Source organism: Methylomonas sp. MgM2 (genome assembly GCF_054172045.1).
The window spans coordinates 45131-57812 of record NZ_JBSYXO010000027.1 but is presented as its reverse complement, the minus strand read 5'-3'; the positions used below and the strand labels follow the sequence as shown (position 1 = coordinate 57812).

The following is a 12682-nucleotide window of genomic DNA, read 5'->3' as shown; positions in this document are numbered from 1 at the left end:
CTGGATGCGGTTGCCGATATCGATATCGGCAATCAATACGGTGCTAATCAGGCCATGAAAATCATTGATGGGGCTCTAGCCGGAATCTCCGATATTCGGTCTGATTTAGGTGCGGTGCAAAACCGGTTTGGTTCTACCATTTCTAACCTGGAAAACGTTTCGCAAAACATTTCGGCATCGCGTTCACGTGTACAAGATGCGGATTTCGCGGCAGAATCAGCCAACTTGGCCCGTAACCAAATCCTGCAACAAGCCGGTATCTCGATGCTAGCGCAAGCCAACGCTTCTTCACAAAGTGTGTTGTCATTGTTGCAATAATTCGATCGGCTGGAAGGCGGCAATTATTTGCCGCCTGTGGCTTTGGTTAAATTGTTTACGAGGGTAATGCGATGGACATCAAAAATGTAGTTTCCCCCCTCACTAGGAACGGCCCTTCTGACTCGGTAAAAACCGCCAACAATGCGCAGCCACAAGCTGCAGAGCAGCGACCCGGTCTTAAAAATGCTTTTGTCAAAGATTTGTCAGTCGAAAAAACTGATTCGGAAACCATTGCGCAAAAGACTGTACTCGATCAGGCGGTGAATAGCGTTAATCAGTTGTTTCAGGCCGAGCAGCGTAAGCTGTCTTTTTCGGTTAATGATGCAACGCGGGATGTTGTGATTGAGGTTAAGGATGCGGAAACAGATGAAGTCATTCGGCAAATTCCGCCGGAGATAGTAGTTAAATTGGCCGAGCGTTTACAGGAGATGTCGGCGGAGGAGTCGGTGGGAATTTTGCTTAAGGATAAGGCCTAGGTTACGTCCGGGAGTTGAGTGATGGCTGGTATATCGTCTTTGGGTTTGGGCTCGGGTATTGATATCCGTACTATCGTTGATGGCCTTGTGGCAGCCGAGAGGCAGCCGCAAGAGTTTCAATTGACAAAACGCGAGTCTGATATTCAAGCCAAGCTTTCCTCTTTTGGGGTTTTTAAAAGTAGTTTGTCGGATTTTAGGGCTTCTTTAGCTGGACTCAGAGATAGCGCCAAGTTTTTGTCACTAAAGGCAACGACCAGCGACAGCAGCGTTATTTCCGCATCTGTCAGCAGTAATGCCGATGCCGGCAAGTTTAATCTGGAGTCTAAACAATTAGCGCAAGCACAAAGTCTGGTATCTGCAGGCTTTACCGATGCCAGCGCCACAGTCGGTACCGGGACGTTAACCATCAAGTTTGGCCAAACCGATTACGATGCGGATACGGACACTTATAACGGTTTTAACCAGAATGCCGAAAAAGGCACGCTGACACTGAATTTGGATTCCAGTAATAATACGCTGACTGGCTTGCGTGATGCGATCAACGACGCAGACGCGGGCGTGAATGCCAGCATCGTTTACGATGGAGAAGCCTATCGATTGGTTTTAGCGTCTGAAGATACCGGACAGTCCAATAGCATGCAGATTTCGGTAAACGATGCCAGCTTGGCCGGATTTGAGTTTAATGCCGGCTCTACCAATATGACGCAAACCCAGGTTGCTCAGGATGCGATATTAAGTATCAACGGTCTAGATGTAACGAATTCCAGCAACACCTTCAAGAACACTTTAAAAGGGGTGACGCTGGATTTGGCAACGGCGCAGCCTGGACAAAAAATCAGTCTTGATATTTCGAAATCTTCTGAAGGCGTGGTTGATTCTATACAAAGTTTTGTCGATAGCTACAATGAATTGATTGCCAATGTTAAGCAACTGAGCAGTTACAATCCGGACACGAAAACCGGCTCGACTTTGTTAGGCGATGTGACCTTGAGAACGGCGATGTCGCAGATCCGCGGCGTTTTAGGCGGAGTAGTAAGCGGTCTTGAGAGTTCATCGTTTAGAACCTTGGTTGATTTAGGTTTAAAGACCGAAACCGATGGTTCTTTGAAGCTGGATACCAGCAAGTTAAACGCAGCCTTGAAAGACGACCCGGAAGGTGTCGCCGCAGTATTTACTCAAATGGGGCGGCCGAGTAATCAGAACGTGCATTTCGTGTCTAGTACCAGCGATACAAAAACCGGAAAATATGCTGTAAATATTACGCAAGCGGCCAGTCGGGGCGTGCTATCCGAGGCGAACAATAGTATAAACTCGATGGTTGTTGCCGCGGGTGTCAATGATACCTTCAAAATTAAAGTGGATGGCACAACGTCCGCAAGTATTACCTTGGGCGCGACTACTTATGCAAGCGCGGATGCTTTAGCGGCGGAGATACAGGCAAAAATAAATGGCGATGCGTCGTTGAAGGCAAAGGGGGCCGCTGTCGAAGTTAGTTTTGACAGTGCTAATAATCGTTTTGTGATCAACTCGAAAAGTTATGGTGCCGACTCTAATGTTGAGATCGTTGAATCGACGGCGTCGGATGTCGGGTTGGGGGTTGCTGCTGGAGTAGCAGGCACTGATGTTGCCGGTACGATTGGCGGCATATCCGCCGAAGGCGATGGTCAGTATCTTACCTCGACTACCGGATTAAAGTTGTTGGTAGAGGGTGACGGTATAGGTGATTTAGGCAATATTAATTTTTCTCGCGGCTTAATTGAAAGACTGGATAATGCGTTGGGCGGGGTTCTAAACGCCGGCGGAGCGCTAGCGGCTAAAACGGAAGGTTTGCAGAAAAGCCTTGATTTGATTGATGAAGAACGAACAAAGTTGGATGTTAAGATCGCTGATTATGAGAGTCGGTTGCTAAGTAAGTTTAATGCGATGGATGCCTTGTTGGGGCAAATATCGAGCACCAGTTCTTATCTGACTCAGCAATTGGCATCGCTCCCTTACAATAATTTGTCGAAAAATAAATAACACCAGGGTAAATGATTATGAATTCAGTAGCTTCTCGCGCCATGGGGCAATATAAACAGGTGGGGACTCAAATTGGTGCGGATTCGGCTGATCCGCATCAGTTGATAGTAATGTTGTTTGATGGGGCGCTGGAGAGGATTGCTATAGCAAAAGGCGCGATAGAAAGAGGCGATATAGAGGAGAAAGGCCAAAAAATAGGTCGAGCGATTGCGATTATCGACGGTTTAAGAGCATCTTTGGATAAACAAGCCGGTGGGGAAATTGCTGAAAATCTAGATAGTCTTTACGATTACATGCAAAGAAGGCTTTTTGATGCCAATTTGCAAAGCGATATTGCAGCGCTGTTTGAGGTGGCTGATTTAATCAAGGAAATCAAGTCGGCGTGGATGGAAATACCTTTGGAATTACGTGCAGTTACAAATGGCTGAACAGCAAAGCTTGGCGTTTGCAAGATTGTTGGAATTGTCCGATTTGATGTTGGGCAGTGCAACGCATGGTCATTGGGAGGCTGTGTTTGAATTGCAAAATAAAAGGGATTTATTGATAGGCGAGTTCTTTACGCAAGCGCTGTTTTTAGACCCGCAGGCAGTGAGAGAAGGTATTCAATACATTTTGGATTCGGATGCCAAGCTTGCCGAGTTTGCTGCCGCGGAAAGGAAATCGCTCCAAAAACAAATGCATGCTGTAAAACAAAATCAGCAAGCTGCGCGAGCTTATAATGCGGCGCGTTAGACTCAGGTTTTATTCAATATCAGTTCCAGCACTAATTTGCTGCCGAAATAGGCCAATAACAATAACACAAAGCCGATCAACGTCCACTGGATGGCGGTACTGCCGCGCCATCCGTATCTGAACCTGCCTAATAGTAAGCTTGAAAAAATAAACCATGCGATGATCGATAGCACTGTTTTATGGACTAAGTGCTGGGCGAATAAATCTTCGATGAATACAAATCCGCTAAAGAGTGACAAGGTTAAGAAAAATAAACCTGTTCCTATCATCTGAAACAACAAGGTTTCCATGGCTTGTAAAGGCGGTAGTGCCAGGATTAAGCGTTTTGGATGGTGGCTTCTTAGTTGCTGGTCTTGTATTGCCAATAAAATAGCTTGGATTGCGGCAATATTAAGGAGGCTGAATGACACAATGGAAGAGAGGATGTGTAGGCCCATCTGCCAGTTATGAGCTGAAAGACGATGGGTTTTCTCAGGGAAAATGATGTCTAGAGTCAAGAGGATCGCGGCCAGCGGAAAAATCGCAATACCTAATTTCTCAACCGGTTTGTCAATCGCCGCAAATAGCAGCAGCAACACGATAAACAGAGCTACGAGTGCCGCGGTATTGAAAAAGCTAAAGTTGAATCCGTTCGGGTTTTGTAGAGCTAATATCAGGTAGGTACTGTGTAATCCTGTTCCCAGCCAAGCCAATCGAACAGACCTGATGTGTTGTTCGCTGTGTTTTAAAATTTCGTTGATCATCACAATTGAAGCGATGAGGTAACATAAAACTGATGGAATGCCGACAAAGATGCTGTTCATTGCGTTTTGCTGAAATAATCAAAAGGCGTTGCGGGTTGCTTATGTTAAACTATGAGGTCCGATTGTTCTAACCTGTTTAAGGTTGGTGTCCGTCAGCCTCAATCATAGAAAAACAAAGACGCAGATATGTTTGACAATTTAACCGACCGCCTTAGCGGAACCCTGAAAAAACTGAAAGGCCAAGGTCGTCTGACCGAGGCTAATATTAAAGATACCATGCGGGAAGTGCGTATGGCTTTATTGGAAGCCGATGTTGCATTGCCGGTGGTGACTGCATTTATTGAGCAGGTCACGGAGCGCGCATTGGGGCAGGAGGTTCAAAACAGTCTATCACCAGGTCAGGCTATGATCAAAGTGGTGAATAGCGAGTTGGTTAAGGTTATGGGCGAGGTTAATGAAGAGTTGAACTTGCGTACTCAGCCTCCGGCCATCGTGATGATGGCGGGCTTGCAGGGGGCGGGTAAAACTACCACGGTAGCAAAGTTGGGTCTTCATTTAAAGGCAAAGAAGAAGAAAAAGGTTGGCGTGGTCAGCGCGGACATTTATCGTCCTGCAGCGATCAAACAATTACAAACCTTGGCTGAAGATAACGACTTGAAGTTTTTCGAGAGCGATGCGTCTGAAAATCCGGTAGATATCGTGAATCGTGCGCTCGATTTGGCCAGGCGCCAGTTCATCGACGTCTTGATCGTCGATACGGCAGGGCGTTTGCATATCGACGAGGAGATGATGTCCGAGATCAAAGCGCTGCATGCGGCGATCAAGCCGATCGAGACTTTGTTTGTGGTCGATAGTATGACAGGGCAGGATGCGGCCAATACCGCGAAAGCGTTTCACGATGCTCTTCCATTGACAGGGGTCATTTTGACCAAAGCCGATGGTGATGCGCGTGGCGGTGCGGCGTTGTCGATTCGCCATATCACCGGTAAGCCGATTAAATTTATCGGTGTCGGTGAAAAAGCCGACGCGTTGGAGCCGTTTTATCCGGATCGGATGGCGTCCCGTATCTTGGGGATGGGTGACGTGCTGTCGTTGATCGAAGATATCGAAGATAAGGTTGACAAGCAAAAAGCGGAAAAGCTGGCCAAGAAGATCAAAAAGGGTAAGAGCTTCGATTTAAACGATTTGAAAGAGCAGTTGCAGCAAATGCAGAACATGGGTGGGCTCACGGCCATGATGGATAAGTTGCCGGGGATGGGCAGCGTACCGAAGGAAGTCAAAGAAAAAGTCAATGATAAGGACTTGGCTAGACAGATTGCTGTGATTAATTCCATGACGCCGCAAGAGCGACAATACCCCGGGCTGATTAAAGGCAGTCGGAAGCAGCGCATTGCCGATGGCTGCGGTTTGGATTTGCAGGCGGTAAACCGGGTGCTGAAGCAACACCAGATGATGGAAAAGATGATGAAAAAGTTTTCTAAGGGCAATATTGCCGCCATGATGCGCGGCATGAAATCCAATATGCGCGGCATGAGAATGTAAGCGTTTGTAATTAGTGCTTCACATCTGCGTAAAATCGCGTAGAATAGATCAATTAAATTTTGATTCAATGTTTTAAGGTGTCCAAATGGTAAGCATTCGTTTGTCCAGAGGAGGCGCGAAAAATCGCCCTTTTTACCACGTTGTAGTGACTGATAGCCGAAACAGCCGTGACGGGCGTTATATCGAACGTCTAGGTTTTTTTAATCCGCTGGCGCGCGGCGGTGAGCAAAGACTTGTTTTAGATACTGACCGGGTTCAATACTGGCAAGCAAACGGTGCACAACCTTCTGACCGTGTGGCCAGATTAATCAAAGACGCCGCTAAAGCTGTTGCGTAAGCGACTTGCCTGGTAGTGATTATCTGAACGCTGGTGAAATATCCGGCGTTTTCGGTATTAAAGGTTGGGTGAAAGTTTACTCTTTTACAGAACCGCGCGAGAACATACTGCGATATTCGCCGTGGCTTTTGCGAAAAAATAACCAAACCAGGGAAATCAACGTTTCCAAAGGCCAGCTTCATGGTCATGCGGTCGTTGCCCAACTCGAAGGCGTTGCAGCCCGAGATGAGGCGATGGCATTGATAGGGGCGGAGATTCTGATCCGCAAAGAGCAACTACCCAAGCCCGAGCCCGGTGAATATTACTGGGCGGATTTGGTCGGTTTACGGGTCGAGACTCAGACTGGTGTGTATCTGGGTAAGGTTGATCATATATTGGAAACCGGCGCGAATGACGTGTTGGTGGTACGTGATGCCGGAACTGAACGCTTGATTCCGTTTTTGCAGCAGCAAACGGTTTTGCATATCGATTTGCAGGCGGGAGTTATGATTGTCGACTGGGAACCGGATTTTTGAGTCGGGATGCGATTTGACGTCGTTAGCCTCTTTCCGGAAATGGTACTGGATGCCGCATCTTACGGCGTTACCGGACGGGCGATAGAAAAAGGGTTGGTTGGTTTGTCGGTGTTTAATCCGCGTGATTACACTCAAGATAAACATCGGACCGTTGACGACAGGCCGTACGGAGGCGGGCCGGGCATGGTGATGAAATACCGGCCGATATTGGATGCGGTTGTTGCGGCAAAACGGCTTGGCCAATCCGTAAACAAGCGCGTTGTTTATCTAAGCCCTCAGGGCAAATTGATTTCTCAGCGAATGTTGCAGGAAGCCAGTCGAATCGAGCAGTTGATTTTGGTTGCCGGACGTTACGAAGGGATAGATGAGCGATTCATCGAGTGTGTTTGCGATGAAGAGTGGTCATTAGGCGATTACGTGATCAGCGGCGGCGAATTAGCGGCTTTGGTCGTGATAGATGCAGTTACGCGCTTGATTCCCGGAGTGCTGGGAGACGGGGATTCCGCCAAGCAAGACTCCCATTATCATGGCTTGCTGGACTGTCCGCATTATACCCGGCCGGAACGGAGCGAGTTGGGTGATGTGCCTGAAGTATTGTTAGGCGGACATCATGCCGAAATAGAACGTTGGCGAATGAAGCAAGCATTAGGCCGGACTTGGCTAAGGCGTCCGGATTTATTGAAGAAAGTACAGTTAACCGCAGAGCAAGACGCTTTGCTAAGTGAATTTAAAACTGAAGTTGATACATTAGGGTGTGGCAATGAGTAATATTATTGAACAATTGGAAGCGGCGCAGCTGAAGAACGATGTGCCGGAATTTGGTCCCGGTGACACCGTCGTTGTGCAGGTACGCGTGGTGGAAGGCACCCGCGAGCGTCTACAGGCATTTGAAGGAGTGGTTATCGCTAAGCGTAACCGCGGCTTGAATTCTGCGTTTACTGTAAGGAAAATCTCCCACGGTGTTGGCGTTGAGCGTGTATTCCAAACCCATAGCCCTGCGGTCAGTAGTATCGAAGTCAAGCGGCGCGGCGATGTGCGTCGCGCGAAACTATATTACCTGCGCAACTTGACCGGTAAAGCCGCCCGCATCAAAGAGAAGCTTTCTTGATATTGCGGTGTTGAACCGGATTCGTTTCAATGGCGAATCAATGTTGAAAAGGCAGCTATAAGCTGCCTTTTTTTACGCCTTATATCGGTAGAATTGATGGCGATTCAAATTCTTTGGCGATCGGCGACCGATGGAGAGCGAGTTAGTAATGAAACTCGGTTTTTAGGGGAGTTTTTCGTATTAACCCAGGTTGGTGGGGTCATCGTTGATACTGCCTGGAGACTTCCGCAAGATTGCTTTCAATGTAACGGCTCAGCGTCGATTGAAGCGCTTGTACAAGGTTTAACCGCGCGGGATGCTGATCCCATTCAAATCAGATTATTAGGACGCGGAAGCGATTTTAGCCGGGCCGTATGGCAAGCCTTGATTGAAATTCCAATCGGGCAAGTCAGGACGTATTCCGATGTGGCCCGGCAGCTGCATTCGGGGCCGAGAGCCGTGGCGCAGGCTTGCCGAAATAATCCTTATCCAGGCATAATCCCTTGCCACCGCGTGGTATCCACAACAGGAATAGGTGGATTTGGTGGGCAAAAACAGGGGGCATGGGTGGAATTAAAGCGGCGCTTATTGAGCTATGAGCGAGAAATCATACAGCGAGAACGATGAGCGGCTCGGTAAAAATCATTGAGGCGTTTTTAAACGCATTATGGTTGGAGGATGGACTTAGCGATAATACCGTATCGGCCTATGGCAGCGATTTGAATCAATTCGATAATTGGTTAAAGGGCGTAACGATATCCGAGGTCGGCGAAGACGATATTTCGCGCTATTTATTGCATAGGCAGCGCCAGGGTCATAGTAGCCGGTCTTCCGCCCGGATGTTATCTAGTTTGAGGCGGTTTTATGCTTATCTTCTGCGAGAAAAACAGATTAGGTCAGATCCTACACAGCTAATCGAGGCACCGCATATAGGTCGCTCATTGCCTGACTCTTTATCGGAATCGGATGTCGAGAAGTTGTTGCAGGCGCCTGAAATCGTGCATGCGTTGGGGTTTCGGGATAGAACAATGCTGGAATTGCTTTATGCGGCTGGCCTGCGCGTGTCGGAATTAGTCGAGATTACCTTCCAACAGCTTAATTTTAGGCAGGGCTCCGTTCGAATAAGCGGGAAAGGTGAAAAGGAACGCTTGGTGCCGGTCGGTGAAGAAGCCATGCTATGGTTGGAGCAATATCTCGCCGGAGCCAGACAGGATATCCTTGGTGACAGGCAAAGCGACTTTTTGTTTGTGACTGCGCGTGGAACAGGTATGACAAGGCAAGGGTTTTGGCATATCATCAAGCGATATGGCAAAAGAGCCGGGATCGATAAGCACTTATCTCCGCATACGTTACGGCATGCATTTGCAACGCACTTGCTCAATCACGGTGCGGACTTGCGGGTGGTGCAGATGCTGTTGGGACATTCCGATTTATCGACTACTCAGATCTATACGCATATTGCGCAACACCGCCTGAAGACCTTACATTCAAAATTTCACCCTAGAGGATAATTCATGTCAGATATTATTCACGCTTCCGCCTGTATTGCTGCAGATGCCACACTTGGTAACAATGTCAGGGTTGGACCTTTTGCCGTTATCGAAAGCGGCGCGGTGATTGGCGATAATTGTCAAGTTGGGGCGCATGCCGTGGTGCACGGACAGGTGAGAATGGGTTCTGGCAATATACTACACCCCCACGTCGTATTAGGTGGTTTGCCGCAGGATGTCGGTTTCGATTCGCGGACTGAGTCATGGTTGGAAATTGGCGATAATAATAACTTTCGGGAAGGGTTTACGGCACACAGAGCAACCGTAGCCGGGACGGCAACCAAAATCGGATCCGACTGTTATTTCATGAATAACAGTCATGTCGCCCACGATTGCTCGGTTGGCGACAAGACTATATTTGCCAATAATGTGGCTATCGGCGGACATGTTGAAGTGGGTAATAATGTGTTCATGGGCGGCGCTGTCGTTGTGCATCAGTTCTGCCGTATAGGCTCCTATGCGATTGTGCAAGGCACGACCGGTATCAATATGGACGTCATTCCGTATATGTTAATAGGAGGGCGGCCGGCAAAACATTACCGGCTCAATATCGTTGGCTTAAGAAGAGCGGGCATCGTAGGAGAAAACTATAAGGTGCTGTCACAAGCTTTTCGCTTGCTCAAAAATAAAAAAAGTTTGGATGACTTGCAATTAACCGATCAACTGCTTTACTTAAAGAACTGGTTGGCTAGAGACTCGAAGCGTGGAATACATGGTTTTGTTGAATTAACTAGCTAACTAGCCGATGTTTTTCAAGGTTCGTTAAGTTTGCATATGCGGTAAAGTCAAAATGAAAATCCTTATAATAGATAATGCCGAACAGTCGTCTGCGTTATTCGGTGGTAATGTCGACGCACTGTACTTTTCCGATGAAATTCAAGCGCTCAATGCGGCGGAGCAGTATCAGCCTGAACTGATACTTCTTAACTATGTGGTGCGTGGTGAACAGACGCCGGAATATATTCAGCTGTTACTCGAAGTCACCAAGGCTTCTAAACTAGTGGTGATTGGCAATAATACGAGCGAAGATGAAATTTTTCGTTGTCTACTGACCGGGGCTAAAGGGTTTCAGGACAAAAAACAGTTACCGCGGTACATTAATAAGTTAGTGCAAGTTGTTACACGCGGCGAGGCATGGGTTAGTAGAAAAATGGTTGCGCGTATTGTTGATGCGATCTGGCACCATGATGCGCAAACGATAGCCGCTTAAAAATGTATTGACGCTTCGACGTAAAAGCTTTGGCCCTGAATAGGGATATTGTCGGGATAGGCATTGACAGCAGGTTCTTTGCCTTGGCTATCGAAAACGTTACGCGCGGATGCTTTAAGATCGACATAGCCCATCAAGCGTTTGGCGTTTAAAGTGATGTCAACGGTTTCATAGTCATCTAAGGCCCTAGAATCACCCGGCGCAACGGTTCGGTGTCCTATCCAGTTAACCTGAGTTTGAATTTTCCACTTCGGCATGAAATTCCAGGCTAGTGCGCTATAAACGTGATGTTCCGGGACATAGGGCACCCGATTGTTTGTGTTTTCGTCACGGGCAAATTGCCATGCATAGTTGCCTTGTAAATTCCAGTCGGGGTGGAATTGCCAGTTCCACTCAAACTCACTGCCATAACCATTCTGCCCGGCGGTGTTTTGCACAGTCAAATCATTGCTGTTAATGTTACCTCCAATCAGATCTTGTATTTCATAGTGGTACAGATTTAGAGCGGTTCTTAGATTCTGAGCCGGTCGGTAATCAAATGCTAATTCTGTCGTTTCAATGGTTTCAGGCTGCAACGAAGGGTTGCCGGTAAAAAGCGGCGTGTTTTTTTGATATAGTTCCAGAAAGCTTGGTGCGCGGTAGGCATGACCGTAAAGTAGTTTTCCGGTCAATTTAGTCGTTATATCCCAGACTAATGCTGCACGCGGATTCCAGGTGCTGCCGAAGTCGGAATAGTGGTCGTAGCGCACGCCGGTGGTTAGATGCCAATTTTCAGCGATTTGCCACTCGTCCTGTAGCGCCATCGACCAAATATCGCGCTGGTGGTTACCAATGAACGTGTATGGAGTGTCGGTGACATTCCGCATGTTAGGGGCTAAATTGACATTAGGAGGAGGAAGTAACGCCGCGCCGTCTATTACGCCGACCCCGAAATTTCGAACTTCCGACGTGTCTAATTCTTCGTAGCGAAATCCTGCGACCATGCGTAATAAATGATTCGAAAAACCTTTGTAGATGCTGGTCAGCTCGAAGCTCGGCATGGTGGTTTTAAAACCGGGATTGAAGCGCATGCCGTCAGGAAACAAAACCAGTCCGGCAGTCGATGACAATTCCTCGGTCACATTACCGTTTGCATCGATAGGCAGCAGCGACCCCGCAGGGAAGTTATAAATGTTAGCGGTACTGTCGGTATACAAGAAACTTGCGTGAGCCTGTAGCTCCCAATCTTCAATAGCATCCTCGGTAGAATAGCGGATATCGCCGAGATAGTTGCTACCGTTACCTTGGCCGCGATTATCTAATGCGCCGGCCGCGCCGGCGCGCATACCGTAATCCGTTTCGTTAAAGGCCCAAAAGCTTAAATCCCAATGTTTTCGTTGTAAATTCAGGTGTCCGTTCCAGCGCTGGTTTTGGGTTTGCATTGGACCGGGAGCCAATGATGCATTCGTGCCTAATGCGGCGTCAATTTGGCTTTGCGCATCCGCAGCGATAATACGGTTTGGATCGAAGTCGTTATGGTTGAATTGTAAACTGGCGGCGATATTCCAGCCTTGCCATTGTCCGCCATATTGTCCCCAGGCACTTGTTGTATCGGCGTTGCCGCCACGGGCACCAACAGTTGCGCCATTTAAGTCGGATGCTTTTTTAGTGATAATATTGATTACGCCTACGAAGGCATCGGCACCGTAAAGTGCCGAGCCTGGCCCTCTTATCACTTCTACTCGTTGTATATCTTTAACCGGAATGATCATTCCGGCCATGTGGGTGCCCTGATAAGGTGTCGAAAAACGGGACCCGTCCATTAACAATAGCACTTCCGCATTAGTGTCATTGCTGATGCCGCGCATTGAATAACTGTAATCGTAGGTCACCGGTTGCAGATTGGCATGTAGACCCGGAATGGTTTCCAGAACTTGATACAGTTCGGTTGCCCCCATTTCTTCAATTTGTTCCGCTGTGATGACACTGGTTACGGCAGCCGAATGCGACAGCGTTGTCGCGGTCCCGGACGCAATGCTGACTGAAATGTCTGATAGCTCGGCAGGCGATAATGCCATGAGGTCGTCCATACTCTGCTGAGCATAAACATTACCGGTCATGCAATTCAGAAATAGCAAATGCATAAAGTAATGTCGCTCCAGATTTCGCATGTT

16 protein-coding genes are annotated in these 12682 nt (G+C 47.9%); 14 read left to right on the top strand and 2 right to left on the bottom strand.

All coding sequences use genetic code 11. The annotated features are described in order from the left end of the window. The 5 genes from ACW73I_RS17450 to ACW73I_RS17430 all read left to right on the top strand — a co-directional run. A partial coding sequence (locus ACW73I_RS17450; protein ID WP_458030709.1) for a flagellin occupies positions 1–318 on the top strand: 318 nt, incomplete at its 5' end. Positions 319–389: 71 nt separating this feature from the next. Then, positions 390–794, top strand: coding sequence for a flagellar protein FlaG (locus ACW73I_RS17445; protein ID WP_458030708.1), 405 nt, complete (start codon positions 390–392; stop codon positions 792–794). A gap of 21 nt (positions 795–815) precedes the next feature. After that, entirely contained in the window at positions 816–2813 is a 1998-nt protein-coding gene (gene fliD, locus ACW73I_RS17440) for a flagellar filament capping protein FliD (protein ID WP_458030707.1), read from the top strand. A gap of 17 nt (positions 2814–2830) precedes the next feature. Then, positions 2831–3241: a flagellar export chaperone FliS gene (fliS, locus tag ACW73I_RS17435; RefSeq protein ID WP_458030706.1), complete on the top strand. Its 411-nt coding sequence runs from the start codon at positions 2831–2833 to the stop codon at positions 3239–3241. A gap of 46 nt (positions 3242–3287) precedes the next feature. Continuing rightward, positions 3288–3545: a flagellar protein FliT gene (locus ACW73I_RS17430; RefSeq protein ID WP_458030705.1), complete on the top strand. Its 258-nt coding sequence runs from the start codon at positions 3288–3290 to the stop codon at positions 3543–3545. 2 nt (positions 3546–3547) lie between these two features. Here the strand turns inward: ACW73I_RS17430 and ACW73I_RS17425 are convergent, their stop codons facing one another. After that, complete coding sequence (locus ACW73I_RS17425) at positions 3548–4348, bottom strand: cytochrome C assembly family protein (protein ID WP_458030704.1); 801 nt, start codon at positions 4346–4348, stop codon at positions 3548–3550. A 126-nt stretch (positions 4349–4474) separates the two neighbouring features. Here ACW73I_RS17425 and ffh point away from each other — a divergent pair, with 126 nt between their 5' ends. The 9 genes from ffh (at position 4475) to ACW73I_RS17380 (ending at position 10529) form a co-directional block, all read left to right on the top strand. Further along, complete coding sequence (gene ffh, locus ACW73I_RS17420; RefSeq protein ID WP_458030703.1) at positions 4475–5830, top strand: signal recognition particle protein; 1356 nt, start codon at positions 4475–4477, stop codon at positions 5828–5830. An 85-nt stretch (positions 5831–5915) separates the two neighbouring features. Next, positions 5916–6167, top strand: a complete 252-nt coding sequence (rpsP, locus tag ACW73I_RS17415; protein ID WP_458030702.1) for a 30S ribosomal protein S16 — start codon at positions 5916–5918, stop codon at positions 6165–6167. 5 nt (positions 6168–6172) lie between these two features. Then, positions 6173–6682, top strand: coding sequence for a ribosome maturation factor RimM (rimM, locus tag ACW73I_RS17410; RefSeq protein ID WP_458030701.1), 510 nt, complete (start codon positions 6173–6175; stop codon positions 6680–6682). A 6-nt stretch (positions 6683–6688) separates the two neighbouring features. Further along, positions 6689–7450 carry a tRNA (guanosine(37)-N1)-methyltransferase TrmD gene (gene trmD / locus ACW73I_RS17405; protein WP_458030700.1) on the top strand — a complete coding sequence of 254 codons (762 nt, stop codon included), beginning with the start codon at positions 6689–6691 and terminating at the stop codon, positions 7448–7450. Next, entirely contained in the window at positions 7443–7790 is a 348-nt protein-coding gene (gene rplS / locus ACW73I_RS17400) for a 50S ribosomal protein L19 (protein WP_458030699.1), read from the top strand. The genes trmD and rplS overlap by 8 nt, the downstream gene beginning before the upstream one ends. 96 nt (positions 7791–7886) lie before the next feature. After that, on the top strand, positions 7887–8396 hold the full coding sequence (locus tag ACW73I_RS17395; RefSeq protein WP_458030698.1) for a methylated-DNA--[protein]-cysteine S-methyltransferase: 510 nt from the start codon (positions 7887–7889) through the stop codon (positions 8394–8396). Then, entirely contained in the window at positions 8393–9280 is an 888-nt protein-coding gene (gene xerD, locus ACW73I_RS17390) for a site-specific tyrosine recombinase XerD (protein ID WP_458030697.1), read from the top strand. The genes ACW73I_RS17395 and xerD overlap by 4 nt, the downstream gene beginning before the upstream one ends. Before the next feature lie 3 nt (positions 9281–9283). Continuing rightward, positions 9284–10057: an acyl-ACP--UDP-N-acetylglucosamine O-acyltransferase gene (gene lpxA / locus ACW73I_RS17385; RefSeq protein WP_458030696.1), complete on the top strand. Its 774-nt coding sequence runs from the start codon at positions 9284–9286 to the stop codon at positions 10055–10057. A 52-nt stretch (positions 10058–10109) separates the two neighbouring features. Beyond that, positions 10110–10529, top strand: a complete 420-nt coding sequence (locus ACW73I_RS17380; RefSeq protein ID WP_458030695.1) for a DNA-binding response regulator — start codon at positions 10110–10112, stop codon at positions 10527–10529. Here ACW73I_RS17380 and ACW73I_RS17375 read toward each other — a convergent pair. Continuing rightward, positions 10526–12679 carry a TonB-dependent receptor plug domain-containing protein gene (locus tag ACW73I_RS17375; RefSeq protein WP_458030694.1) on the bottom strand — a complete coding sequence of 718 codons (2154 nt, stop codon included), beginning with the start codon at positions 12677–12679 and terminating at the stop codon, positions 10526–10528. The two genes, ACW73I_RS17380 and ACW73I_RS17375, sit on opposite strands and share 4 nt — an antisense overlap. Between the last annotated feature and the right edge of the window lie 3 nt (positions 12680–12682).